The sequence below is a fragment of the Pseudomonas sp. 2(2015) genome (genome assembly GCF_000955865.1).
GTDB lineage: Bacteria > Pseudomonadota > Gammaproteobacteria > Pseudomonadales > Pseudomonadaceae > Aquipseudomonas.
Genome location: NZ_JYOF01000015.1, coordinates 113,197 through 139,591, shown reverse-complemented (window position 1 = coordinate 139,591; position 26,395 = coordinate 113,197). Strand labels below are relative to the sequence as shown.

General features: G+C 62.1%; 25 protein-coding genes. All 25 read right to left on the bottom strand.

The features are described from left to right. Positions 1-11: 11 nt before the first annotated feature. Positions 12-764 (bottom strand): flagellar type III secretion system pore protein FliP, encoded by a 753-nt coding sequence (gene fliP, locus UB48_RS20220; RefSeq protein WP_038996372.1) that lies wholly within the window; start codon positions 762-764, stop codon positions 12-14. Then, positions 764-1,168, bottom strand: coding sequence for a flagellar biosynthetic protein FliO (gene fliO, locus UB48_RS20215; RefSeq protein ID WP_249744447.1), 405 nt, complete (start codon positions 1,166-1,168; stop codon positions 764-766). Before fliO ends, fliP begins: the two co-directional genes overlap by 1 nt. Positions 1,169-1,216: 48 nt before the next feature. Next, complete coding sequence (gene fliN / locus UB48_RS20210; protein WP_045200302.1) at positions 1,217-1,684, bottom strand: flagellar motor switch protein FliN; 468 nt, start codon at positions 1,682-1,684, stop codon at positions 1,217-1,219. Positions 1,685-1,730: 46 nt separating this feature from the next. Next, positions 1,731-2,699 (bottom strand): flagellar motor switch protein FliM, encoded by a 969-nt coding sequence (gene fliM / locus UB48_RS20205; RefSeq protein ID WP_045200301.1) that lies wholly within the window; start codon positions 2,697-2,699, stop codon positions 1,731-1,733. A 9-nt stretch (positions 2,700-2,708) separates the two neighbouring features. Continuing rightward, entirely contained in the window at positions 2,709-3,203 is a 495-nt protein-coding gene (fliL, locus tag UB48_RS20200; protein WP_045200300.1) for a flagellar basal body-associated protein FliL, read from the bottom strand. A gap of 107 nt (positions 3,204-3,310) precedes the next feature. Next, complete coding sequence (locus tag UB48_RS20195) at positions 3,311-4,609, bottom strand: flagellar hook-length control protein FliK (RefSeq protein ID WP_045200298.1); 1,299 nt, start codon at positions 4,607-4,609, stop codon at positions 3,311-3,313. 79 nt (positions 4,610-4,688) lie between these two features. Further along, positions 4,689-5,036, bottom strand: a complete 348-nt coding sequence (locus UB48_RS20190) for an Hpt domain-containing protein (RefSeq protein ID WP_045200296.1) — start codon at positions 5,034-5,036, stop codon at positions 4,689-4,691. Between the two features lie 25 nt (positions 5,037-5,061). Beyond that, positions 5,062-6,777, bottom strand: coding sequence for a fused response regulator/phosphatase (locus UB48_RS20185; RefSeq protein ID WP_045200294.1), 1,716 nt, complete (start codon positions 6,775-6,777; stop codon positions 5,062-5,064). Beyond that, complete coding sequence (locus tag UB48_RS20180) at positions 6,774-7,079, bottom strand: STAS domain-containing protein (protein WP_045200292.1); 306 nt, start codon at positions 7,077-7,079, stop codon at positions 6,774-6,776. Before UB48_RS20180 ends, UB48_RS20185 begins: the two co-directional genes overlap by 4 nt. A 92-nt stretch (positions 7,080-7,171) precedes the next feature. After that, positions 7,172-7,624, bottom strand: a complete 453-nt coding sequence (fliJ, locus tag UB48_RS20175; protein WP_045200290.1) for a flagellar export protein FliJ — start codon at positions 7,622-7,624, stop codon at positions 7,172-7,174. A gap of 6 nt (positions 7,625-7,630) precedes the next feature. Beyond that, positions 7,631-8,995, bottom strand: a complete 1,365-nt coding sequence (fliI, locus tag UB48_RS20170) for a flagellar protein export ATPase FliI (protein WP_045200288.1) — start codon at positions 8,993-8,995, stop codon at positions 7,631-7,633. Next, positions 8,985-9,746: a flagellar assembly protein FliH gene (gene fliH, locus UB48_RS20165; RefSeq protein ID WP_045200286.1), complete on the bottom strand. Its 762-nt coding sequence runs from the start codon at positions 9,744-9,746 to the stop codon at positions 8,985-8,987. The genes fliI and fliH overlap by 11 nt, the downstream gene beginning before the upstream one ends. 84 nt (positions 9,747-9,830) lie before the next feature. Further along, positions 9,831-10,850 carry a flagellar motor switch protein FliG gene (gene fliG / locus UB48_RS20160; RefSeq protein WP_045189054.1) on the bottom strand — a complete coding sequence of 340 codons (1,020 nt, stop codon included), beginning with the start codon at positions 10,848-10,850 and terminating at the stop codon, positions 9,831-9,833. Beyond that, positions 10,843-12,624 carry a flagellar basal-body MS-ring/collar protein FliF gene (gene fliF, locus UB48_RS20155; protein WP_045200285.1) on the bottom strand — a complete coding sequence of 594 codons (1,782 nt, stop codon included), beginning with the start codon at positions 12,622-12,624 and terminating at the stop codon, positions 10,843-10,845. Before fliF ends, fliG begins: the two co-directional genes overlap by 8 nt. 15 nt (positions 12,625-12,639) lie before the next feature. Next, positions 12,640-12,966, bottom strand: a complete 327-nt coding sequence (gene fliE, locus UB48_RS20150; RefSeq protein WP_045200283.1) for a flagellar hook-basal body complex protein FliE — start codon at positions 12,964-12,966, stop codon at positions 12,640-12,642. A gap of 120 nt (positions 12,967-13,086) precedes the next feature. Then, complete coding sequence (locus UB48_RS20145) at positions 13,087-14,466, bottom strand: sigma-54 dependent transcriptional regulator (protein WP_045200281.1); 1,380 nt, start codon at positions 14,464-14,466, stop codon at positions 13,087-13,089. Beyond that, complete coding sequence (locus tag UB48_RS20140; protein WP_045200279.1) at positions 14,466-15,677, bottom strand: PAS domain-containing sensor histidine kinase; 1,212 nt, start codon at positions 15,675-15,677, stop codon at positions 14,466-14,468. The genes UB48_RS20145 and UB48_RS20140 overlap by 1 nt, the downstream gene beginning before the upstream one ends. A gap of 204 nt (positions 15,678-15,881) precedes the next feature. Beyond that, positions 15,882-17,357 carry a transcriptional regulator FleQ gene (gene fleQ, locus UB48_RS20135; RefSeq protein ID WP_038996385.1) on the bottom strand — a complete coding sequence of 492 codons (1,476 nt, stop codon included), beginning with the start codon at positions 17,355-17,357 and terminating at the stop codon, positions 15,882-15,884. Between the two features lie 170 nt (positions 17,358-17,527). Continuing rightward, positions 17,528-17,824 (bottom strand): flagellar protein FliT, encoded by a 297-nt coding sequence (locus UB48_RS20130; RefSeq protein ID WP_045200277.1) that lies wholly within the window; start codon positions 17,822-17,824, stop codon positions 17,528-17,530. 9 nt (positions 17,825-17,833) lie between these two features. Beyond that, positions 17,834-18,229, bottom strand: coding sequence for a flagellar export chaperone FliS (gene fliS / locus UB48_RS20125; RefSeq protein ID WP_045200275.1), 396 nt, complete (start codon positions 18,227-18,229; stop codon positions 17,834-17,836). A 133-nt stretch (positions 18,230-18,362) separates the two neighbouring features. Further along, on the bottom strand, positions 18,363-19,763 hold the full coding sequence (gene fliD / locus UB48_RS20120) for a flagellar filament capping protein FliD (RefSeq protein WP_045200273.1): 1,401 nt from the start codon (positions 19,761-19,763) through the stop codon (positions 18,363-18,365). A gap of 71 nt (positions 19,764-19,834) precedes the next feature. Beyond that, positions 19,835-20,200: a flagellar protein FlaG gene (locus UB48_RS20115; RefSeq protein WP_045200269.1), complete on the bottom strand. Its 366-nt coding sequence runs from the start codon at positions 20,198-20,200 to the stop codon at positions 19,835-19,837. A gap of 71 nt (positions 20,201-20,271) precedes the next feature. Next, positions 20,272-21,120 (bottom strand): flagellin domain-containing protein, encoded by an 849-nt coding sequence (locus UB48_RS20110; RefSeq protein ID WP_045200267.1) that lies wholly within the window; start codon positions 21,118-21,120, stop codon positions 20,272-20,274. A gap of 257 nt (positions 21,121-21,377) precedes the next feature. Beyond that, positions 21,378-22,307, bottom strand: coding sequence for a ketoacyl-ACP synthase III (locus UB48_RS20105; protein WP_045200264.1), 930 nt, complete (start codon positions 22,305-22,307; stop codon positions 21,378-21,380). A 329-nt stretch (positions 22,308-22,636) separates the two neighbouring features. Beyond that, positions 22,637-26,221 carry a glycosyltransferase gene (locus UB48_RS20100; protein WP_045200262.1) on the bottom strand — a complete coding sequence of 1,195 codons (3,585 nt, stop codon included), beginning with the start codon at positions 26,219-26,221 and terminating at the stop codon, positions 22,637-22,639. Positions 26,222-26,395 lie beyond the last annotated feature (174 nt).

Here is a 26,395-nt window from a genome sequence, read left to right as displayed (position 1 = left end):
TCCTCGCGGCGTCAGACGCCGCCGAAACTGCCGGCCAGGGTACCCATGATCAGCGCCCAGCCATCGACCAGGACGAACAGCATGATCTTGAACGGCAACGAGATGATCAGCGGCGACAACATCATCATACCCATGGCCATCAGCACACTGGCGACCACCAGGTCGATGATCAGGAACGGGATGAAGATCATGAAGCCGATCTGGAACGCGGTCTTGAGCTCCGAGGTGACGAAGGCCGGCACCAGGATGGTCAATGGCGCCTGATCGGGGCTGGCGATGTCGGTGCGCTTGGACAGGCGCATGAACAGGTCCAGATCGCTTTCGCGGGTCTGCGCCAGCATGAAGTTCTTCAACGGCGCCTGGGCCTTGCTGATCGCATCCTGGGCGCTGAGCTTCTCGGCCAGGTAGGGCTGCACGGCCTCCTGATTGATGCGGTCGAACACCGGCGCCATGATGAACAGGGTCAGGAACAGCGCCATGCCGTTGAGGATCTGGTTCGACGGCGTCTGCTGCAGGCCCAGGGCCTGGCGCAGAATGGAAAAGACAATGATGATGCGGGTAAAGCTGGTCATCAGCACGACGAACGCCGGGATGAAACTCAGCGCGGTCATGATCAGCAGGATCTGCAGGCTGACCGAATACTCCTGCTGGCCGTCGGCCCCGCTGGACAGGGTGATCGCCGGGATCGACAGTGGATCAGCCGCCAGGGCCAGCGGCGCCGCCAGCATCAGCAGCAGCGTCAACATCATGCGCAACGCGCCCATCACGACCTTCCCTTCTGATCCTTGCCCATCAGCTCCATCAGCCGCTGGGCGAATTCTGGTGTTGCCTGGCGCGCACTGGCGGGCACTTCAACCGGCTCGGCCATGACATGCAAGGCCTCGATGGTGCCTGGCGAATGGCCGATGAGGATCTGCTCCTTGCCGACCTGGATCAGCAACAGCCGATCACGCGGCCCCAGCGAACGGCTACCGAGGATCTCGATCACCTGGCCACTGCCGGGCGCGGCGTTCTGCACCCGGCGCAGCAGCCAGGCGAGGACGAAGATCAACCCCAGCACCAGCAGCAGCCCCAGCACCAGCTGGGTCAACTGCCCTGCCGCGCTGCCACTGCTTGCCGGTGCCACTACCGCAGCCGCCGGCTGCGTGGCAGCCAGGGCGACATCCACGTACAGGCCGCAGGCCAGGCCCAGGCCGTTGCGCAGGAGCTTGCTCACTCAGCGCAGCTTCTTGATGCGTTCGCTCGGGCTGATCACGTCCGTCAGGCGGATGCCGAACTTTTCGTTGACCACCACCACTTCGCCGTGCGCAATCAGAGTGCCGTTGACCAGCACGTCCAGCGGCTCGCCGGCCAGGCGGTCGAGCTCGATCACCGAACCCTGGTTGAGTTGCAGCAGGTTGCGGATGTTGATCTCGGTACTGCCGACTTCCATGGAAATGCTCACCGGAATATCCAGGATCACATCCAGGTTCGGACCATCGAGGGTGACCTGTTCGTTGCTGCGCGGCGAGCTGCCGAACTCTTCCATGGCCAGGCGGCTGGACGCCGGCGCGCTGGCAGTGTCGGCCGCGAGCAAGGCGTCGATGTCGGACTGGCCGGCATCGCCGGTTTCTTCCAGGGCCGCAGCCCATTCATCGGCCAGGGCCTGGTCCTCCGGGGAGGTGATGTCGTTTTCGTTAGCCATTTTGTCCTCGACGGGCAATCAATTCGGAGTTGGAACCACGAGCGCCTCAGCGGCGCTCGATCGGATCGATAATCTGCAGGGCCAGGGTGCCCTTGTGCGAACCCAGCTTGGCCTTGAACGACGGCACGCCGTTGGCCCGCAGGATCAGCTCATCCGGCAGCTCGACCGGAATCACATCGCCCGGCTGCATGTGCAGGATGTCGCGCAGCTTCAGCTGGCGACGGGCAACCGTGGCGCTGAGCGGCACGCTGACGTCCAGCACGTCTTCGCGCAGGGCCTTGATCCAGCGCTCGTCCTGGTCGTCCAGATCGGACTGGAAACCGGCATCGAGCATCTCGCGCACCGGCTCGATCATCGAGTACGGCATGGTCACGTGCAGGTCGCCGCCACCGCCATCGAGCTCGATGTGAAAGGTCGAAACCACCACCGCCTCGCTCGGCCCGACGATGTTGGCCATAGCCGGGTTGACCTCGGAGTTGATGTACTCGAAGTTGACCGGCATGATCGCCTGCCAGGCCTCCTTGAGGTCAACGAAGGCCTGGTCGAGGACCATGCGCACCACGCGCAACTCGGTCGGGGTGAACTCGCGACCTTCGATCTTGGCGTGACGACCGTCGCCACCAAAGAAGTTATCCACCAGCTTGAACACCAGCTTGGCGTCGAGGATGAACAGCGAGGTACCGCGCAACGGCTTGATCTTCACCAGGTTGAGGCTGGTGGGCACGTACAGCGAATGCACGTACTCGCCGAACTTCATCACCTGCACGCCGCCGACTGCCACGTCCGCAGAGCGGCGCAGCAGGTTGAACATACTGATGCGGGTATAGCGGGCAAACCGCTCGTTGATCATTTCCAGGGTCGGCATGCGACCGCGGACGATCCGATCCTGGCTGGTCAGGTCATAACTTTTGACACTGCCGGGCTCGGCATTGCTTTCGGTTTGTACCAGACCATCGTCGACGCCATGCAGCAAAGCATCGATTTCATCCTGGGACAGCAGGTCCTGCACGGCCATCTGGGGCTCCTACTGCAATACGAAATTGGTGAACAGCAACTGGTCGATGACCGGCTTGCCGACTTCCTTCTGCGCCACTTCCTGGACACTGGCAGTGGCCTTCTGGCGCAGCATTTCCTGGCCGACCGGGCTGGACAGGGTGTCGAAGCCCTGGCCCGAGAACATCATGACCAGGTTGTTGCGAATCACCGGCATATGCACCTTGAGGGCATCCAGCGCTGCCTGGTCACGCCCCTGCATGGTGATGCTCACCTGCATGTAGCGCTGGCGGCCGTTCTGGTTGAAGTTGACCACGAAGGCCGGTGCCAGCGGCTCGTAGATCGCTGCCGGCTTGAGGTTGGCCAGGGCCGGATCGACCGCAGGCTTATCCTCGGACTTGTGCAGGAAGAACCAGGTGGCGCCGACCGACAGGCCGATGGCAAGCAGCAATGCCAGCACCAACAGCAGGATCAGCTTGAGTTTGCCTGTAGCGGCGGGGTCTTTCTCTGCTTCGCTCTTCGCCATGCCAATAATCCGTCATTCATCGGAGATTTCAGTCACATGGCGAGGGTTGAGCAAGTGTTATGCCAACCTGGAAAAGCAAGGTCGGCTAGCACAAAGAGCACAGCCAATCAGGCGTAGTAATCCACCGCGCTGGAACCCACAACCGACTGCTGCTCGACCGGCATTGCACCTGGAGCGATTTCAGCGGACTCAGCGGATTCACCAGCTTCATTACGCCGTGCGGCCACGCCACTGAGTTTCGGCGTGTCCTGGGCGCCCTGCTGCTGGCCACCACGGGACTGGTCAGCGACGTTGACGTCCGGCTGGCCGAGCCCCTGCTGGGCAAACATTTCCTTGAGCCGGTGCACCTGGTTTTCCAGCGCCTCGCGCACCCCGGCGTGACCACTGACAAAGGTCACCTGGGCCTGCTGTTCCGGCGCCAGGTTGACCCGGATGTCCAGGCGCCCGAGCTCGGCCGGCTCAAGCTTGATATCGGCCGATTTCAGGTTCTGGCTGGACAGGTACATGACCCGGTTGACCAGGCCTTCGGTCCAGCCGCCCTGGTTCATCGCCAACGGCTGCTGCAGCGGCGTGGCCACCGGCACGGCATTGGCGGTCTTGGCCGTGGCGGCCAGGGTCAGGTTGCTCAGGCGCTCGGCAAAGTTGTCGACACGCGTATCGCTGGAGGCGCTCTTGAGGTCCTTGAGGCCATCATCGAGCAGGCCACTGAAGGCTTTTTCACCCGGCTCGCCTGATTCGGCATCGGCACCTGGCTTGTCCAGCAGGGCCGCCAGTGTATTGACGGCAGGCTGCGCCGTCGGCGCTTCAGGCTGGGCATTGCCGGCCTTGCCAGCGGCATGGGCAGACGTAGTGCCCTGGGCCTGGGCACTTTGCTCAAGGGCCAGGCGCAAGGCTGGCAGGTCAGACAGCGGATCGGCCTCAGGATCGAATTCGGGCGCTTCGGCTACCGGCTGGGCCGGCGCCGCAGCCACCTGCAATTGTGCTGCCGCAGCCTGAATCACCGGCGCCACGGTTTCAGCCTGGGCCTGGATCAATTGCGCGCCGGGCTGGGCGTCGGTCACTTGACCCGCCACCAGGCTGGGGTCAAGCAGGGTGGGATCAGCCACCAGCGCCGGATCGACCTCGGTGCTGCCCTGCTCCTCAGGCAAACTATTGCCGCTGTCGGCAACCTTCGACGAATCAGCGGCCGTTTTATTGCCGCTGCCCGGGGCGGTGACGACCTTCTCAGGCACAGGCGCGTCCTTGGTGCCTGCAGTCGTCTCGCGAGACTGCTTGGCATACACATCGGAAAAGCCAGACGCCTTGTCGTTAGAGGCCTGCAGCGATTTATCCGGCGCACCGGCAGTGGCGCGCGACGGCTTCGTCACGGCACTGGCTTGCAACAGGGGGTTGGAGGCGACAGGCATGCAGGAGTCTCCGCTACAGAAGTCGTAATCGTGAATTAGCGAAGACTACGCAAAACTCGCGCCAGGTTTGCCCTCGCGCTCAACCAATCGATACTCGCTGGCGTTCGTCGTGGTAAAGGTCACGAACGGCCGCATACTCGCGATCGATCTGGTTGATCAGGTCTTCGATGCCTTGCAGCGGGCCGTGATTGACGCGGTCTTCGAGCTGCCTGCACAACTCGGCCAACGCTACCGCCCCCATATTGCTGCTACTGCCCTTGAAACTGTGCGCGGCATGCGCCAGCTCGTCGGCGTTCTTCGCCTCATGCAATTGACTGAGGCGTTTTTCGGAATCTTCAAGAAAGGTTTCCAGCAAGTACAGGTAGCCATCTTCCATGACCTCCTGCAAGTCGCTGAGCACCTTGCGATCGATGTGAATGTCGGACACTTGCTCACTCCTTGATCAAGTTGGATTATGCCAGAGCCTCCCAGGCGAACTCCACGCATGCGCGGCGCCCCTCGTCGGCCCATTCGGCACGCCGGCTCAACCGGCGTATGAGGGTCAGACCGCGTCCGCACAACCCTTGTTCGGACACAGGCCTGGCCAGCACTTTACTCACATTGAAGCCCTTGCCGCTATCTTCGACTTCAATCTTCAGACGCCCGCCTTGGCGATCCGGCTCGACCCGAAGGGAGACGCGGATGAAGCCCTCGTTCAACGCCTGCAGGCGCTCGTCGCGCATCTGATAGTAGGCGGCAAAGCCCTGCGCATCGCGCTTTAGCGCCGAGTCCAGCCCCAGCACGCCGTGTTCCAGGGCATTGGAATACAGCTCGGTGAGGACACTGTGCAACGCCCCGCTCTGAGCCCGCAAACCGTGTATTTCCTGCAACAGCTGTAGCAAATAAGGTAATGGATTGAAACGTTTTAGCGTGTCGGCGCGAAACTCGAACTGCAGCGACCAGTCCAGCGGACTGGACTGCCCACTGTCAGAATAGATCACCGGCAGCGGCGACAACAGTTGCGGTTCGACCACCTCGATATCCAGCAGGCTGACATCATCGCGCGAGCGACCACGAAACGCTTCCAGCGCCTGCAGCACCTCCCCGAACAACAGTGCCGGCTGTCGATTGGCACTCAGCACCCGACGCAGGCGCTCGACACCGAACAGCTGGTCATTGTCATCACTGGTATCGACCACGCCGTCAGACAACAGAAACAGGCGCTCGCCCAGGGCCAACGGCAGCACCTGGGTGGCGTCATCAAAGCGCTCCGGCGCCAGGATACCCAAGGGCAAATGACGCGACACCAACGCCACAGGCTCACCCCCACCGGCGGGCAACAGATAGCCGTCGGGCATGCCGCCATTCCAGACCTCGACCACCCGCCGCTGGAAACTCAGGTTGAGCAACAATGCACAACAGAACATGTCCACCGGCAGGATGCGCTTGAGCTTGGCGTTCATCTCGCGCAGGGTTTCGGCCAGGCCGTAACCCTTGGCTGTCATGCCATAGAACACCTCGGCCAGGGGCATCGCCCCCACCGCCGCCGGCAAGCCGTGGCCGGTGAAGTCGCCGAGCAGCACATGCATGTCACCTGCCGGCGTGAAGGCGGCCAACAGCAAGTCGCCATTGAACAGGGCATAAGGTGACTGCAGGTAACGGATGTTCGGCGCACTCAGGCAACCGGCATGGGCCACCTGGTCGAACACCGCCTTGGCGACCCGCTGCTCGTTGAGCAGATGAGTGTGATGGCGGGCAAGCTGGTCACGCTGCTCCAGCACCGTGGCCTGCAGCCGGCGCATACGCTCCATCGCCTTGATTTTGGCGGCCAGGATCACCGGGCTGTAGGGTTTTGCCAGAAAATCGTCGCCACCTGCCTCCAGGCAACGGACCAGCGCCTGTTCTTCGCTAAGCGAAGTGAGAAAGATGATCGGCACCAGCGCTTCACCGGCCAGCGCCTTGATCTGGCGCGCCGCCTCGAAACCATCCATGACCGGCATCAGCGCATCGAGCAGGACCATGTGCGGGCGCTGCGCGGCGAACAGCGCCAGCGCCTGCTCGCCATTTTCGGCGGTGAGCACCTGATGCCCCTGCTTGCGCACAAGGGTGGCCAGCAACAAACGATCAGCAGCACCATCCTCGGCGATCAGGATGGTGAGCGCCTCGAAAACATGGGCTGGCTGGTTCAACTGATGTCGAACAGCTTGTCGAAGTTGGAAATGGCGAGGATCTTTCGCACATCGGAGCTGGTGTTGACCACACGGATTTCCGAGTCGTCGCCGCCGACGTGATCACGCAGCAGCAACAGCATGCCCAGGGCCGAACTGTCCAGATAGGTGGCCTCCTTGAGGTCGACAACCACGGAGTCCGGCATGTTCTGCTTGAGCTCGTAAGCCTGGCGAAATTCCAGGTGCTTGCCAAAGTCAAAACGCCCCCTGACCTTGATCGTCAGTTTTTTCCCATCCGGGGATACTTCAGATACAACTGCCATGTCGATGATTCCTTCCATTGCGACGATTGCAGACATCTAGAAGGTTTAGCAGCCCCACCCCCCGGCAGCAAGCACTGCCGACCAAAGCAGCTTCAGTAGCGATCGTGGCGCGGCAGGCGCTGGGACAGTTCATCGAGCAGTTTTTGTTCGCGCTTGTCTTCCACCATGCGCGCCTCGTCGATGTAGCGCTGCACCAGCTTGCGCAAGCCCTCGACCCGGGCATAGGCCTGCTGCCAGGTGCCGCGGGCGTTCTTCAGATTGTTCTGGTGCCAGGCCAGGCTTTGGCGCTGCTGAGTCATGGCAGTTTCCAGCTGGCCGAGAAAGCTCTGGTAGTTGACCAGCCAGCTACCGGACACGCCCTGCCCACCGCGGTTGATCCACTGCAACTGGTAGTCTTCGCGAAAACGGTCAAGTTCACTGAGCTTGGCCTGGGCCATGTTCACTTGCTGCTGGAATTGCCCCAGGCGCTGGGCGGCCTGGCGCTCGGCGTTTTCCGCCATCTCCACCACCGGCGCCAGACGCGCGGCACGGCTTGGCTGGGCCATGGCCTATCAGCCGCCTGCCGCAGGCAAGGGGGCAAACACGCCAGCCAGGTGCTCGCGGCTTTGCTGCATGCCGACATTGTCGTTCAGGCCCTGGCGCAGGAAGTGCACCAGGCGCGGCTGCAGGGTAATGGCAAGATCGGTTTCGGCGTCTCCACCGGCGACATAAGCGCCGACGCTGATCAAGTCGCGGCTTTGCGACAGGCGCGACCACAGCTGTTTGAACTGCTGCGCTTCGGTCATCTGCTCGGGGCTGACCACCTGTGGCATGACCCGGCTGATCGACGCCTCGATATCAATGGCTGGGTAGTGCCCCTCCTCGGCCAGGCGCCGGGACAGCACGATGTGGCCGTCGAGCACGCCCCGCGCCGAGTCGGCAATCGGGTCCTGCTGATCGTCGCCCTCGGACAATACGGTATAGAACGCGGTGATCGAGCCACCACCGGCCTCGCCGTTACCGGCGCGCTCCACCAGCTTGGGCAGCTTGGCGAACACCGACGGTGGATAGCCCTTGGTCGCTGGCGGCTCACCAATAGCCAAGGCAATTTCCCGCTGGGCCTGGGCGAAACGGGTCAGCGAATCCATCAGCAACAGGACGTTCTTGCCCTTGTCGCGAAAGTACTCGGCAATGCGCGTGCAGTACATGGCCGCGCGCAAGCGCATCAGCGGCGCATCGTCGGCGGGCGAGGCCACCACCACCGAGCGCTTGAGGCCTTCTTCGCCAAGAATGTGCTCGATGAACTCCTTGACCTCGCGGCCGCGCTCACCGATCAAGCCGACGACGATAATGTCCGCCTCAGTAAAGCGGGTCATCATGCCCAGCAGCACACTCTTGCCCACGCCGGTACCGGCGAACAGGCCCAGGCGCTGACCGCGGCCAACCGTCAACAAACCGTTGATGCTGCGAATGCCGACGTCCAGCGGCTGGCTGATCGGGTCGCGGTTGAGCGGGTTGATGGTCGGGCCGTCCATCGGCACCCAGTCTTCGGCTTTCATCCCGCCCTTGCCGTCCAGGGCACGACCGGCGCCGTCAAGCACCCGGCCAAGCATGCTCATGCCCATGGGCAGGCGACCGCTTTCAGCCAGCGGCACCACGCGCGCCCCAGGGGCGATGCCGGCAACGCTGCCGACCGGCATGAGGAACACCTTGCCGCCAGCAAAACCCATGACCTCGGCCTCGACCCGCACCGGGTGATAGCTGTCGTCATTGATCACCACGCAGCGGCTACCAACCGCCGCGCGCAGGCCTTCGGCCTCGAGGGTCAGGCCGACCATGCGTAGCAGGCGGCCCTCGACCACCGGCTGAGACGGCAAATTGACGGCGTCGGCATACGCCCCCAGGCGCTTGCCGAAACTGGTTCGTTCAAGGCGCATCAGGGGCATCCAGCTCAACCTGCACATCCGCCGCTGCCGGGTGCAGGCTTTGGTCATGGAGCTGATCGAACAATTGCGCCATGGCCTTTTCGATACGGGTTTCCATACTGGCATCGATGCGGCTGTGATCAGTCTCGATGCGACAGCCTCCTGGCAGCAGGGCTTCGTCTTCGAGCAGCTTCCAGCGCTCCTCGTGACGCTCGCGCAGGGCTTTGACCTGCTCGAAGTCCTGCGGATTGATATGGATGCGGATGTTCTCGGCACCCATCGGCAGCAACTTCAGGGCTTCACGCAGTACCTGGCCGATCTGGCTGGAATCGCTGCGCAGCTCGCGACCGATGACCTCGCGGGCGATGTGCCCGACCAGGTGGACCACGGCCTTTTCGATCTGGCTGTCTTGTTCGGCGATGGGTTCGAGCAGGTGGGTCATGACCTGTTCGAGGCTGGCCAGTTTGGTGGTCAACGCCTCTTCGGCTTCCTGGCGGACTTTGAGCTGGGTGCTGTGAAAACCCTCGCGTTCGCCGGTGGCAAAGCCCTCGTTGTAGGCTTCCTGGCGAATGCTTTCAAGCTCTTCGAGGGTCAGTGGCTGGACTTCTTCCAGCGGCACTTCTTCGATTTCGTCCTGAACCGCTTCGGGCTCCGGTTCAGGCTCAGGCTCTGGTTCCGGGTCGAAACTGGGCAGCGCCCAGCGGTCGAAGCCCTCGACGTCGTTAGCGCGAATCAGTTCACTCAGGTGCTCGTTGGTTGACATGATTGCACGCACTCGTAAAGCATCGCGGGTCAAGCCCGCTCCCACAGGAGCGCTGTGGGAGCGGGCTTGACCCGCGATAAGGTCTTAGATCATCTCTTCGCCGCCCTTGCCACCGAGCACGATTTCTCCGGCTTCGGCCATACGGCGGGCGATGGTGAGGATTTCCTTTTGCGCCGTCTCGACGTCGCTGACGCGCACCGGGCCCTTGGCCTCGAGGTCGTCGCGCAGCAGCTCGGAGGCACGTTTGGACATGTTCTTGAAGATCTTCTCCTTGACCTTCTCGTCGGCGCCCTTGAGCGACACCACCAGCACGTCGGAAGACACTTCGCGCAGCAGCGCCTGGATACCGCGGTCGTCGACATCGGCCAGGTTGTTGAAGACGAACATCAAGTCTTCGATCTGCTCGGAGAGGTCGCCGTCGATGTCGCGGATCGCGTCCATCAGCTGGCCTTCGACGGAGCTGTCGAGGAAGTTCATGATGTCCGCGGCACGCTTGATACCACCCAGGGTGGTGCGCGCGGCATTGGAGTTGCCCGAGAACTGCTTCTCGAGGATCTGGTTCAGCTCCTTGAGCGCCGCCGGCTGGACGGTATTGAGCGACGAGACGCGCAGGATGATGTCCAGACGCACCTTGTGGTCGAAGTTGCCCAGCACTTCACCGGCCTGGTCCGGGTCCAGGTAAGCCACGACGATGGCCTGGATCTGCGGGTGCTCGTAGCGAATGACATCGGCAACCGCGCGCGGCTCCATCCACTTGAGGCTGTCCAGGCCGCTGGTGTTGCCACCGAGCAGGATGCGGTCGATCAGGCCGTTGGCCTTGTCCTCGCCCAGGGCCTGGGTGAGCATCTTGCGGATATAGCCGTCGGAACCGACGCCAAGGCTGGTCTGGTCGCCGACGATCTCGACAAACTCGCTCATCACCTGCTCGACCTGCTCGCGATGGACGTTGCCCATCTGCGCCATGGCCACGCCGACCCGCTGCACTTCCTTGGGGCCCATGTGCCGCAGCACCTGCGCGGCATCGGTTTCACCCAGCGACAGCAGCAGGATCGCAGCCTTGTCGACACGGGTCAGTTTGGCGGTAAGGGCTCGGTTATCACTCATCGGCGTTGATCCACTCTTTCACGACCTGGGCCACGCGACCCGGGTCTTCGGCCACCAGGCTCTTGATTGCATTGAGCTGTGCGTCATAACCCTCGCTCGGGCTTGGCAGCAGAATGCTTTGCGGACCACCCAGGCTGACGCGGTCGTTGGCCAGCTCGCCATCCAGACCGAGCATGCCGCCCAGTTCCATGTCGCCATCGGCACCGGCGCCTTGCTTGCCATTGCCGGTGATGTTGTTAAGTACCGGACGCAGCACGCCGAACACCAGGACGAGGATGAACAGTACGCCCATGACCTGCTTGATGATGTCCCAGAACCACGGCTGCGAATAGAACGGAATCTCGGCAATTACCTCGCCACGGTCGGCGGCGAACGGCACGTTGATCACGCTGACACTGTCACCACGGCTGGCATCGAAGCCCACCGCGTCCTGCACCAGGCGGGTAAAGCGTGCCAGGTCTTCGGCAGCCCACGGGGTGCGCGCGGCATCGCCGGTGGCCGGGTCGACCTTGAGCTGGTCATCGACCACCACCGCCACCGACAGGCGGGTCAAGCGGCCCTGCTGCTGGCGGGTGTGGCTGATGGAACGGTCAAGCTCGAAGTTCTTGGTCGACTGCTGACGCTTGTCGGCCGGGTACGGTGCAAGCATCGGCTGGCCGGTGGCCGGGTCCATGATCTGCTGGCCGTTGGCATCGAGCAGCGGCTGGCCAGGCTGGATGGCGCTGGCGGCGGTTTGCGTGCCACCGGTGGTTTGCGGAGCCGAGGCCGGGCCGGGCGGCTGGTTGCTGAGGGCACCAGGCACGCCCTGCGGGCCCATGCTGCTGGAGCGCTGTTCGTTGACCGACTGCTCGCTGCGCAGCGCCGGCTGGTCAGGGTTGAACTGCTCGGAGGTGGATTCGACCGCGCTGAAGTCAACGTCCGCCGATACTTCGGCCTTGTAGCGGTCGTTGCCCAGCACCGGCTGGAGAATGTTGTGCACACGCTGGGTGAGCAGGCCTTCCATGCGGCGGCTGTAGTCGAACTGCTTGCCGGCCATGGTCAGCTCGGAATTCTCGACCTGATCGGAGAGCAGGTTGCCCTTCTGGTCGACCACGGTGACCTGGGACTTGTTCAGTTCCGGCACGCTGGTCGCCACCAGGTTGACGATGGCCATCACCTGACCGGCTTCCAGGGCGCGGCCCGGGTACAGCTCGACCAGTACCGAAGCACTTGGCTTGCGCTCGTCACGGACGAACACCGAGCTCTTCGGGATCGCCAGGTGCACGCGTGCACCCTTGACGTTGTTGAGGCTGGAAATGGTCCGCGCCAGTTCGCCTTCCAGGCCACGACGGTAACGGGTGGCTTCCATGAACTGGCTGGTGCCCAGGCCCTGCTCCTTGTCGAGGATCTCGAAACCGACATTGCCATCGCTCGGCGCCACGCCGGCGGCTGCCAGCTTCAGGCGGGCACGGGAAATATCGTCGGCCTTGACCAGCAAGGCGCCGGAATTGGGTTCGACGTTGTAGGGGATATCGGCAGCGGCCAGGGTCTCCATGACCTGCTTGGTGTCCATGCCGGCCAGGCTGCCGTACAGCGGCCGGTAGTCCGGTTGCTGCGACCACAGCACCACGGCAAAGCCGATCGCCACGCTGGCGGCCAGACCGACCAGCAGGCCGACCTGACGCAGCATGGGCATCTGCGAGATGTTTTCCAGGAACGACATGCCGAACAACGGCGGCTTGGGCGCTGCTGCGCTGCTTTTCGCGGGCACGTTATCGACGACTGCTTCGGCCATGACTCAATCTCGCCCTTATACCGGCATCTGCATGATGTCTTGATAGGCCTGCACCAGCTTGTTACGCACCTGGGTCAAGGCCTGGAACGACACAGTGGCTTTTTGCGAAGCGATCATCACGTCGGTCAGGTCAACCCCGCTCTTGCCGATTTCGAAGGCGCTGGCCAGCTGCGAGGAAGCCTGCTGGGTGTCGTTGACCTTGTTGACGGCCTGGCCGAGCATGTCGGCAAAACTGCTGGAGCCGACCTCAGGCGCAGCGGCAGCCTTCGGCATCGACATGGCGTCCATTTGCATGGCCCGCATGTCCAACATCAATCGATTAAATTCAACACCTTGGCTCATGGACTTCTCTCTCCGACGGCCCGCATTTTTTTGACACTCACGCAGCGGATAGGCAGGACATAGCAACAAGAGTGCCAGCTCTGCCCGCGGCCCGAACAAAAACTCTAATTCATTAATGGCTCAGCTGGCGTACAGGCTGGCCTCGACATCCATGCCGGCATCACGCATCTGCGCCAGCTTGTAGCGCAGGGTGCGCGGGCTGATGCCCAGGCGCTCGGCGGCCTCCTTGCGACGACCGCGCTCGGCGCGCAAGGTGTCGATGATCATCTGGAACTCATGGCGACGCATGTCATCACCCAGACCGCCCGCCGCCTCGGTTTCAATATTCGGCACGACTGCGGCGACCGGCGCTGCAGCGAACATCGGCAGGACCCCGGCGAGACAGAAATCCGCCGCTTCGATCACCCCACCCTGCTGCAGGATCAAGGCACGCTGAATGGCGTTGTCCAGTTCGCGTACGTTGCCCGGCCAGGCATAACCTTGCAGACACGCCTGAGCATCAGGCGAGAGTCGAACCGGGGCATGCTTCATTTTATTGACGTGGCGCGCCAGCAATCGCTCGGCCAGCGGCAGAATATCGGCGCTACGTTCGCGCAGCGGCTTCCACGCCAGCGGGAACACCGACAGGCGATAGAACAAGTCTTCACGAAAACGCCCCGCCGCCACCTCGCCGGCCAGGTCACGGTTGGTGGTGGCGACCACGCGAATGTCCAGGGCAATCGGCTTGCGCCCGCCAACCCGCTCCACCTCACGCTCCTGCAACACCCGCAGCAGCTTGGCCTGCAAGCCCAGGGGCATTTCGGAAATCTCGTCGAGCAGCAAGGTGCCGCCATCGGCCTGTTCAAATTTGCCGGCCTGGGCGGCGATGGCGCCGGTGAACGAGCCTTTCTCATGACCGAACAGGGTGGCTTCGAGCATGTTGTCGGGGATCGCCGCACAGTTGATCGCCACGAACGGCTGCTCGGCGCGCAGGGACTGCTGATGTATGTAGCGCGCCAGCACCTCTTTGCCAGTGCCTGACTCGCCGGAGATCAGCACAGTCGAATCGCTGCGCGCAACCCGCGCCGCCAGCTCCAGCAACTGCGCACTGGCAGGCTCGCGCGCCACCGGTCCGTCGCCTTCGCCCGCCGCAGCCACCCCCAGAGCATGGCGTGCCACCAGCTCAAGCAATGCCTTGGGCTCAAATGGCTTGACCAGGTAATCGGCCGCGCCCTGGCGCATGGCCTCGACCGCGCGCTCGACGGCGGCATGCGCGGTCATCAGCAACACCGGCAACTGCGGCTGGCGCGCGCGCAGCAGGGCCAGTAACTGATGGCCGTCCATGCCGGGCATGTTCACGTCACTGACCACCAGGCTGAACGCCTCGCCAGCGACCACTTCCAGTGCTTCTTCGGCCGAACCTACGGCCTGGTAGGCAAAGCCGCCCAGCTCCAGGGTATCGGCCAGTGCCTGCCTCAGGGCGCGGTCATCTTCGACCAGCAGCACCTTGATTGCTTTCATTACTCTGCCTCCACCGACTGCGCGCCGATTAGCGGCAGGCTGATCCGGGCGCAGGTGCCGCGACCGGGTCGCGAACGTAATTGCAAACTGCCCTGGTGGGCCCTTGCCACCGCCTTGACTACCGCCAGACCGAGCCCGGTGCCGGTAGCCTTGGTGGTCAGGAATGGCTCGCCCAGGCGCGCCAGCAAGGCACTGTCGATACCGGCGCCGGCATCACTGATACACAGGTGCAAGACCTGCTCGCGCCGGTATAGGTGAACCTTGAGCCGCGCAGGCTCGCCACTGGCCTGCAGGGCGTTTTCGATCAGGTTGAGCATGGCGCCGACCAGGGTGTCACGGTTGCACAGCAACTCGCCCAGGTGACTGTCGCACTGCCAGCGCACCGCATGACCCTGAACATGGGTCTGCGCCGCCTGCTGCAGGGCCTGGAACAATGCCTTGGGTGTCAGCCGATCGGTCAGCGGCAACTCGCCGCGGGCGAACACCAGCATGTCGCGCACCTGGTGCTCGAGCTCGTGCAGGCGCTCCTTGAGGTTGCCGGCAAAGCGTTGCTGGGTTTCCACCGGCAAGTTCTGCTCGGCCAGGTGGCTGGCGTAGAGCATGGCCGCCGACAAAGGCGTGCGGATCTGGTGGGCCAGCGACGCAACCATGCGCCCCAGCGACGACAAGCGCTGGTGGCGGGCCAGTTGGTCCTGCAGGTGACGGGTTTCGGTCAGGTCATTGAGCAGTACCAACTGCCCGGGCTCGGCATCCAGCGAGCGGGTGGCAATCGACAGGCGCCGGCCATCACGCAGCGACACTTCATGACCGTCATCCTCGCGCGGAGCAAAGCTGCGAGCGATCACTTCACGCCACAACTCACCCACCAGCGGTTCGCCCAACAGGTCGCTGGCGGCGGGGTTGGCCTCACGCACCCGGCCCAGGCCATCGATAACGATCACCCCGCCCGGCAGCAGGGCCAGCAGGTTCTGCAGGCGGTTGGCCAGGCGCTCCTTCTCGGCAAGCTCGGCCATGCGCTGGGCGCTGACCACCGCCAGCTCGCCCTTGAGCTCGGTAACCCGGGCTTCGAGCAGGCTATAGGACTCACTAAGCTGGCTGGAAACCTGGTCGAACATGGCAAAGGCCTGCTCAAGACCAAGGCGGCTTTCCTGTTCGGCGGCGTTCGGCCCCTTCGGTTCAGGGACACAGGAGATGGTGGCGACCTGGGGCATCATGCTCTCTCGCGTGGCTGACCGTCATAAAACGGTGTGTTGCCTGCGATATAGCAATAGCCGTGCCGGATAGTTTGGGTGTGGCGGCGAGGAAACCAGCGAGGTGGCAGCAAAGGCCGATGGGACGGGCGTTACAGCCCCTTGAAAGATAGGGTTATTAGCCATGATGAGCGCATTGCGCGACTCACCATGGCCACCCAGGCGTCAATCCTCCGCCTGCTCATCCCCTTCGCGGCGGCTCATGCCGTACTTGCGCATCTTCTCCACCAGGGTGGTGCGACGAATGCGCAGGCGCTCGGCAGCGCGGGCGACGATACCGTTGGCATCATCCAGCGCCTGCTGGATCAGGCCCTGCTCCAGGCCACCGAGGTAGTCCTTGAGGTCCAGGCCTTCAGGCGGCAGCATCGCATGGCTGGCGAAGTTCGGCGTATGGCCGTTGATGGCCACGCGCTCTTCGAGGTCCGAGCGCAGGCTGTCGACCAGTTGCTCGTCTTCGTCGTCGACGTAGCGGAATTTCTTCGGCAGCTCCGACACGCCGATCACCCCGTACGGGTGCATGATCGCCATGCGCTCGACCAGGTTGGCCAGCTCGCGGACGTTGCCCGGCCAGCCGTGCCGGCACAGCGACATGATCGCGGCCGAGTTGAAGCGGATCGAACCGCGCTTCTCGTGCTCCATGCGCGAGATCAGCTCGTTCATCAGCAGCGGGATGTCCTCGACGCGCTCGCGCAGCGGGGCCATCTCGATGGGGAAGACGTTGAGGCGGTAGTACAGGTCTTCGCGAAAGGTCCCCACCTCGATCATGCTTTCGAGGTTCTTGTGGGTCGCGGCGATGATGCGTACATCGATGCTCTGGGTCTTGTTGCTACCCACGCGCTCGAAGGTGCGTTCCTGCAGCACGCGCAGCAGCTTGACCTGCATCGGCAACGGCATGTCGCCGATCTCGTCGAGGAACAGGGTGCCGCCGTTGGCCAGCTCGAAACGCCCGGCACGGCTGGTAATCGCCCCGGTAAAGGCACCCTTCTCGTGGCCGAACAGTTCGCTTTCCAGCAGCTCGGCCGGAATCGCCCCGCAGTTGACCGGCACGAACGGCGCTTCGCGGCGCTTGGAGTGGTAGTGCAGGTTACGCGCAACCACCTCCTTGCCGGTGCCCGACTCACCGAGGATCAGCACGCTGGCGTCGGTATCGGCCACTTGCTGCATCATCTGGCGCACGTGCTGGATCGCCCGACTGGTGCCGACCAGGCTGCGGAACAGATTGGGTTCGCGCTGGCGGCCGCGCTCGCGGGCCTGGTCGTACATCTCGCGATAGACCTGGGCACGGTGCAGCGAATCGAGCAATTTGCTGTAGCTCGGCGGCATTTCGAGGTTGGAGAGTACGCGACGGCGCAGGTCGTCCGGCAGCTCGGCAGAAGAAATTTCGCCCAGAAGCAGAACCGGAAGGAACTCATCCCATCCAGCCACTGTCTTAAGCAAGCCCATCAGACTTGCCGGAGCATTCACGGTCCCGATCAGGACACAGAGCACTTCACGACTGGATGACAACGACTCGACAACCTGCTGCCAGTCATGGCTCGAGCAGGGCAGATTTTCTTCGCCAAGAAAATTCAACACCACCGCCAGATCACGGCGGCGAGCGCTATCGTCATCGATCAGGAGAATTTTGGTTTCACGCCACATGCAATAACAACTTCCCTAGTCATCTCGGCGCCCTTGTAAGGGCAAGCTCGACATCATTCCGACTGAACGGTCAGTGTTCGGACGTCTGAAATTAGAAAACAGCCACTAGTTAAGTCAAAAAACCGTACATAGTCAAATTTATGGCGCACTGCTTTTTGTTTTGCCCAGTTTCAGCTGAACAAATGGTATACCTTTGCCGCGTTTTTGGCTTGTCGGATCTGCGTCATCTCATCGACTATTGATTGACGCTCCCCACTTGCAACTTCAATTAATTCCTTGTAGACGCCCAGCAACTCCTCGAGCTTGCTGCGCAGCGTCAGCTCATCCACCGACGCTTCGGCCAGCACATCGTCCACGCACAGACGGCAACTGACGTCGAGCTCGCTGATCGCCTCCCAGTCACGACTGGCCAGGGCACCCAGCAATGCCTCGCGGGTTTGTTCGATACGTTCGAGCACGACACTCATTGCAATCTCCTAGGCGTCGGCGAGTTGATCGCCGATCGCGTCCCAGCCTTCCTTGACGGTAATCAGCAGGCGCGCCACTTCGTTGAGGATTTCCGGATCGTTCTGCACATTCGCCTCGACCAGGCGCTTGCTCATGTACGAATACAGGTTATCCAGATCGGTCAGCGAATCGGCGTGGTTTTCCAGGTCCAGGCCTTCACGCAAACCGCCGACAATACCGATGGCCTTGCCGATCAGGATGCCGCGCTGGGCCACGTCGTTACGCGCCATGGCACCCTTGGCCTGGGCAATGCGATCAAGACCGCCCTGCATCAGCATCTGCACCAGACGATGCGGGCTGGCCACGGAGGTCTGGGCCACGCCGTTGACTTTCTGGTACTGCCGAAGGGCCAACATCGGATTCATGTTCTACCTCGTCACCGCAAAAAAGGTTTCATATACCGCTTGTATCGCCTGCGCGTCAAAAAACTTTAGCGCGTACGGCAAAAAGCCCGGAGTCCCCCTAGGGGTACTGCCGGGCTTCTGGCACAACGCCGAATCAGGAGTTTTTCTGCTGCGCCTCGATCGAGGCGAACATCGAGGCGATGTTCTTGCGCTGGGCTTCGAGCTTGCCCACCAGGGTATCCATGGCCACGTAGCGCTTGGTCAGGGATTCGGTCAGCGAAGTGATGCGCCGGTCCAGGGCCAGCTGCTGGTTGTCGAGGTCCTTTTGCAGCTTGTCCAGGCCAGCCTTGCGGGTGTCGAGGATGCCACCTGTCTGCAGGTACGGCTCGACCGCCTTGGTCATGTGCGCGAACACGCCTTCAGTGCCGGTGAACAGCTCCTGCACGTCCGGGCCGAGCTTCTTGTCCTTCATCGCGGCATCGTACTTGGTGGAGTTGAACTCCAGGGTACCGTCCTTTGCCGTGTTGATGCCCAGCTGGCTGAGGGTGGTCAGACGACCACTGCCCGACTCGGTCGCCAGTTGCTTGCGCAAGTCCGACAGCATCGAGCGCGTGGTCGGATCGTTGGTCAGCGGCCCGAGCACAGTCTTGCCATCAGCGTCCTTGGACACCGCCGTCAGGCTGTTGGCCGCCTTGACCAGGGTGTTGTAGGCATCGACAAAGTTCTGCACCGAGGCCTTCAGGCCGGCAGTGTTTTCACCGACCGTTACCTTGATAGGCTTGTCAGTGGCAGTAACCTGCAGCAGCTCCAGGCTCATGCCACTGATTGCGCCGTCGACGGTATTGGACTTGCTGGTAACCTTCAGGCCGTCGATGCTCAGCTCGGCGTCCTGGGCGAGGCCGTCGATGTAGCCGGCACCATCACCGTTCATTTTGGTAGTACCGTTGATCTTCAGCTCATCGATACCGTCGACCGAAATATCGCTACCTTTACCGGTCTTGGTTGAGCTGAAGACCAGGCGCGAGCCGTCCTTGCCATTGACGATGTTGGCAGTGATGCCCTGCTCGGCCAGCGACGAGTTGATCGAGTCGCGAACCGATTGCAAGGTCGCACCTGCCCCCACCTTCACAGTGTGGACCACGCCATCCTGGGTAATGGTCAGGTCGCCTTCAGGGATCGAAGTGCTGGCCCCGCCGGCAAAGTTCTGGCTGGCCACCTTGGACGCGGTCGCCAGCTTGTCGACCAGAACGGTGTAGGTACCGGGCACCGCCTTGTTGTTCGACGTGGCCTTGACCGTGGTGTCACTGCTGGAGGTCGCGGTGTAGGCACTGAAGGCTGGCGCCTTCGGATCGTTGAGCTTTTTCATCGCTTCCTGGTAAACAGAAAGCGCACTCTTGAGCGACGCTACCCCGGAAAGCATGGCCGTGTTGTTGGCGGTCTGGCGTTTGATCTGGTTCGCCTTGGGACCGGTGTCCGCCTTGACAAGCACATCAACGATCTTGTTGATGTCTACGCCGGAACCCAGACCGACACTCGGTAAAATTGTACTCGCCATTGCTACTCCCTCATGGTTGCGCGCCGCCCTAGCCTTGCCAGACTAGCGAACTTGCCGCTCAGCCGCCAGCATCAGGCCTTGGCGTTGAACAGCAGGCTGTTTACATCGCTCAGACTGTGAGCGATCTTCAACGCCTCTTCCGAAGGAAGTTGGCGGATCAGCTCTCCGGTCTCGCTGGCGATGACTTTAACTATAATTCGGCCGGATTCTTCATCCGTGGAAAATTCAAGGTTGCGACGCGATGACGCAAGGAACTTCTCGATGTCCTTGACCGCGCTCTTGACCTTCTCAGCTTCGGACAGCCCCTTGTCGGTAGCCTCCTTGACTGGCGTGATGGCTTCAACTGCCGCTACGGGCTTGGTCGCAGGGCGTTCGGTGGTCGGCTCGACCGGCTTTACCGTCGGGTAAGACAGGTTCAGCTTGACGCTCATATCCATGTCACCACCTCTCAATGCAAAAGGCGGAGGAGTGCCATAGATGCACTCCCCCGCCGACAACTACCGAGTGATTAGCCCAGCAGCTTCAGTACAGCCGACGGCAGTTGGTTGGCCTGGGCCAGAACCGAAGTCGAAGCTTGTTGCAGAGTTTGCTGCTTGGTCATCTGAGCAGTTTCAGCGGCGAAGTCGGTATCTTGTACGCGACCACGAGCAGCTTCAGCGTTCTCGTTGATGTTTTGCAGGTTGTTGATGGTGCTGGTCATACGGTTCTGCACCGCACCCAGGTCAGCACGAGCGGTACCGATCTTCGCCAGAGCGGAGTCGATCGCGCCCATGGCAGCCGAGAAGTTGGTCTGGGCAGTGGTGCTGTCGCTACCGGCGATGGTGATGGCGCTGGTGATACCCAGGTCGCTGGCCAGGAACTTGGCGCTCAGGTCGATGCTGATCTGGTTTTCGCCGCCAGTGTTGGAACCAACCTGGAAGGTCATGGTGCTAGCCGAACCGTCCAGCAGGTTTTTGCCGTTCAGCTGGGTGGACTGGGCGATACGAGTCAGTTCCGCAGACATCTGCTTGAACTCGTTGTCCAGCGAGGTACGGTTAGTCGAATCGTTCGAGTCGTTTCGCGATTGCAGAGCCAGTTCACGCATACGCTGCAGGATGTTGACCTGCTCTTGCATCGCGCCTTCAGCGGTCTGGGCGATCGAGATACCGTCGTTGGCGTTTTTGATTGCCATGGTCTGACCGCGGATCTGCGAGGTCATACGGGTAGAGATCTGCAGGCCGGCGGCGTCGTCTTTGGCGCTGTTGATTTTCAGGCCGGAGGACAGACGGCTCATCGAGGTGCTCAGAGCGTCGGAAGCGCGGTTCAGGTTCTTCTGAACGCCCAGGGAGGTAGTGTTGGTGTTAACGGTTAATGCCATGACGAATTCCTCGTGTTTGGGATACTGCGGCTTCCGGCCCTGGCATCCGCCGGGTGTGGCCTAGAGAACCTTCGTAATAGTTATCGTCGTCTGGCGCGGTTGCTTTAGGGGTTTTTGCAAATTTTTTAATGGCACCCTGCCACCCCAATGAAATCAAGGGTTTGACGCCAGAAAAACACTCCCCGACTAATTGCGCAGATAAAAAAAAGCGCCACCGGTGCAACCGGCAGCGCTTTATTGACAAGCAGAGGCTGAAATCAGTCCTTGCGCTCGATGATCGCCGAGCCCCACGACAGGCCCACACCGAAACCGCTCAGGGCCACGCGCTGGTGGCGCGAACCCAGAACGTGCTTCTCAAGCAACAACGGGATGCTCGACGACACGGTATTACCGGTTTCGACCATGTCCTTGACGAACTTGTCCGGGTCGTCCTCGAAGCGCCGGGCGACGGCGTCGACAATCGCCGCACTGCCCTGGTGAATGCAGAACAGGTCGATGTCAGCCGGTGCCAACTGGCTTTCGCCCAACAGCTCATGCAGGTGCGCCGGCACCTTGAGCAAGGCAAAGTTGAACACCTGGCGGCCGTTCATGAAGAACACCCCGTCACTGACCTTCAGGTGCGCAGCGCCGCCGCCGTCAGTACCGAACTTGGCCTTGCCCAGCTGCCACTGGGCGCCCTCGCCCATCCAGGTGACGGTCGCAGCATCACCGAACAGCATGGTGGTGTTGCGATCTTCCGGGTCGACGATCTTCGAATACGGGTCAGCGGTGATCAGCAGGCCGTTTTTCAGTCCCGCCGCCTCCATGAAGCCTTTCATGGCATACAAGCCGTAGACATAGCCCGAGCAGCCCAGGGATATATCGAAGGCCGCCACGTGGGTCGGCAGGCCCAGTTTGTCCTGGACGATGGCAGCAGTGTGCGGCAAGCCTTCTTCGTCGCCGTTCTGGGTGACAACGATCAGGGCGTCGATGGACTCAGGCACCAGGCTCGGATTGGCAGCGAACAGGGCCTTTACCGCCTCCACACACAGGTCGGAGGTTTCCTGGCCTGCATCTTTGCGCGGCAGGAAGGTCGAACCGATCTTGCCGAGAATGAATTCCTGGTCCTTGGCGAATTTCGCACCCTGGGCGTAGTTGTCCACACCCTCGACAGGTACGTAACTCGCAATGCTTTTGATGCCAATCATTGTGGCTTCCCGATAGATATGCGGATTTTCACGGGCACTGGAACCTGGTAACCAAGGGTTTGCGAGCCTGCGCGCACCCCGCCCGCCAGTACCGCCCGACGACTCAATAGATTAAAGATGCCCGTTTCGACTGCCAAGTCACTGTTGCACAAAGATTACCCATCACAAATGTCAGCCATTGGCACTTTGTGACTATCAAAGATTGCTAGTTTGGCGGGTGTCGACGCTGCGAAAGGCACCCCGGGAGGCTGGCGACACGGGACGAGCACGCCATCCACCGGGCTGCCGATCGACTCGGGCAACGCGGTGGACGCGGGGTCAGCTGGGGATCAGGCGGGCAACCAGGCGCTGCGCCAACGCTGCAGATGATCCTCGTCGAGCATCCAGCACCGATGAACGGCATCCCTGAGCTCATCACCGCGGCGCTGGGCAGCATCAAGATTGGCCAGGTGCAGGCCAATAGCCTCGATCCAGTGCTCGTAGCTGTTGTGCACACGGGACACGGGCAAGTCGTCCTGCTCCTGGCCGATGTCGCTACAGATCACCGGCACGGCGCATGCGCCGAACTCCAGTTGACGCTGGTTACCTCTGCAAACATTGAACAGGGTCTGCTGCAGCGGCACCAGAGCGAGGTCCAGGTTCAAGCCTGCCAGCTTTTGTGGGTACTGCTGAACTTCGACACCCTCGTGGTACTCGTGTACATAGGGCCGCAGGCTATTGGGGCAGAAGCCGAAGAAAACCCACTCGACATCCGCAGTCAAGGCCTTGATAACGGGCGCGATAACCTCCAGGTCACTTGCCTGCTCGCTGCTGCCGACCCACCCCAGGCGAGGCCGGCCAGCCGTTCGGCGCTGCCCCCTTATATGGCGCCAGGCGTCGATCGACAAGCGCGTCTCGACCACCCGGATATCGCCATGCAGGCCGGCAAACGCCTGTGCCAGCGCCGCCGTCGGCACCACCAGGCGGTCGACGCACCCCAGGGCTTGCTGCAGGCTGTGGAACACATCCTCGCCCAGGCCCTCACGGCGGGCACTGCCCACCGGCAGATCTGGCAGGTAGTCGCTCAGCTCCAGAACCGTAAAGGCACGCGAGAACGCCTGAATCCGCCGCATGACTTCAAGGCGCGGTGCATCCAGCCCACCCTGGAACACCACTACATCCGCTGCCAGGCGCTCCAGCTCGACCAGGGGCGTCAACCCCGGCGACACCCGGCCATCGATGTAACCGGCAGCCTTCAAGCCATTGAATGGACGCACTACCCGCGAATAGCCCAGTTCACCCTGATCAAGCGGATGGACCACCAGCACCGGCATCTCTCGCTGCCCCTGTGGCGGCTGCCAGGTCGACTGCAGGCTGGCGACCTTGAAGCCACCGGCATGGGCCAGCGACAGATGGCGGTTGTAGGCCGGATCATGGGCCAGCACCGGCAACCAGCGCGCATACAGGGCGTCCTCTTCTTCCACACTGGCATCGGCCATTGCCGGCCTGTCGATCAACAGTTGTGCATGAGGCGTCCAGACGTTGAGGTAACCGGCCTGGCGCAGGCGCAAGCACAGATCGACGTCCATCCAGCGCGCCAGTGCAGGCGCCTCGTCAAACCCGCCGGCCTCGACAAACAGGTCGCGGCGTACCATCAGGCATTCACCGCTGAGCGCCGAGTAATTCTGATCGACCGTGAGCCGCTGCATGTAGCCGGAGTCGCTGTGAGCGTAGCCGGCAAATACCCGCCCCACCGGCCCGCGCAAGCCCAAAACCAGCCCAGCGTGGTGAATCCTGCCGTTCATCGACAGCAGCTTGGCGCCCACGGCTGCGACCTCCGGACGCTGGGCGTGATTGAGCAACTGCTGCAACCAGCCCTTGGCAATCGGCGCCGCTGTCGCATCCAGCCACAGCAGGTACTCACCGCGCGCCAGCCGCCCTGCGTCATTGCGCAACAGTGCCGGGCACTGGCCCTGGGCAAAAGACAGCACCCGCAACTGATCGCCACCGATTTGCTCGATCCCCTGCAACCATTGGCGCACTTGCGGTTCGTCACTTCCCGGATCGAGCAACAGGACCTCGTAGCAGGGGTAGTCGGTGTGCTGCAACAGCGCCTCAATGCAGCGCTGGAACTGTTCGAGGGCACCATCGAGCAAAATCACAATGCTCACCATGGGCTGATCGGCATGCCCATAGTCCAGTCGATAGTGGCCAGGCAGGTGCGAATCGACGTGCGCCTGAGCATAGCCCCGGGCCTTGAGATGACGCCCTACCACCTCCCGCTCGCTGGCACAGTCAGCGAAGCGCAACGCTTCGCTGACCAACAGCGGCTCACTGATATGCTCGATACCACTCAAGCCGCGCTGCTCGACCAGGCGCAGCTGGTACTCCAGCTCGAACGCCTGGCCACAGCCGGTATCGAAGCCGCCTTGCGCCAGGAACTCGCTACTTCGCAACAGCCAGTGCGGCGAGACACTGGCCGGCAGGCTCAAAAGCAGATCAAGGTTCAGGTCTGGCCGAAGCGAAATACCCAACGAGCCGTTGCCCATGCGCATGGCTTCGTCAGCGTAGGCGGCAACACAGGCATCGGCTGCATTGACAAGCTCCAGGGCCACCAGCAACAAACCGCCAGGGGTGAACTCGACCCCCGCCTCGACCACCATGAACCAGTCGCAGCCGCTGTCGGCCACGACCCGGTTGATGACCTCGCTACGCTGCGCTGCCTGGCACGGCCGGTGGTGCACCGATAAGCCCGGCACGTCTGACGCTGGCGACGCAGCCCCGAGGGTCACCACCTGCAGGTGGCGATAAAGGCACTGATCGGGAGCAAGGCTCTCAAGGGTACGCATCAACGCCTGATCAGCGTCGTCACTACCCAGCACCAGCACGCCCAGCATCGGCGCGCGGCCGCTGGCCAGGCGCTGCATCAATGCCGCGCGTTGCGGTTCTTCGGGGCAGCGCTGCTCGAGCCAGGCCAGCATGCCTTGCTTGTCCGCCAGTGCCTGCTGTTGCGCTGCCGCCTGGGTTTTTTCAATGAAGACATCCAGCTGCTGCCAGAACGGCTCGGTGACCGCGACGTAACGCTGCAAGGCCCCCTGCACCCCGGCACGGGCAACCTCCAGCGCATCGGTTTCATCCGACAAGGCAAAACCTTGCCTGCCGAAGAAGATACCGTCGAGAAACACCTGATCGACGCTGTGCCCGGCCATGAAGATCACCGGGCAACCGCATAGCACAGCAATGGCACAGGTCATCGACCATTCATAGCTGTACAGCACTTCGGCACTGCGCAGGACCTTGGCCAGTTCAACCAGCGACAGCGGGTTGGCAACACTGAGCAGGCGAATGCCTGCCGGCAGCGAGGCATAGTCCACCTGATCCAGAGGATGCCGGTTCTGATACAGGTAATGCCCCTGGCGAGGCACGCTAGGATCAGGTGCATTGAACAGCGAGATATCGATAATCGGGAAGCACAACAGGTCGGCGACACTGACCCCCTTCTTGGCGGCGATCCGCGCATCGTAATAGAACAGCAGATCGTCCGGCTCTTCCTCCATCGCCCTGCCCGTCAGGAAGCCCTCGACGTTCAACAGGTAGCGTGCGACTACTTTGCCGCTGAGCGGGTTGCCGCTGGTGACTTCCGGATAGACCGTAATGGGCACCTTGCCGCTGGCGATATGGCGATCGGCGGTCGCCTGGTCGAGCAGTGGCGTTTTCAGCTCGGGGTTGACCACCTTGCCGCCGCAAATATAGGCCTCGCGGCCGCTCAGGTTCAACGCGTGGCACAGGTAATGAAGCGTGCAGACTCCTGAAGACGTCTCCCGGTAATCCGGCGCCGCAATATAGTAGGGATGCGCCGGCTTGGTATAGATCAGCTGCAAGCGAGCCATCGCCTGCTCAAGCCTATACCCATCAACGCCCAGGGTATTCGACATCTTCAAACTCCAGAATTGGTTGGAAACCCGACAGCCAAGGACAGGTTGCCCAGGCAACGGCGGTGGCCTGCGAGGCGAACTGTCAATAATCTGCCATCGCCCCCCTGCCAGTGCAGGAGCACAAGGCTGTAGACACGGGGGCTTAGCGAATCGCAGGCATGAAAAAGCCGGGCA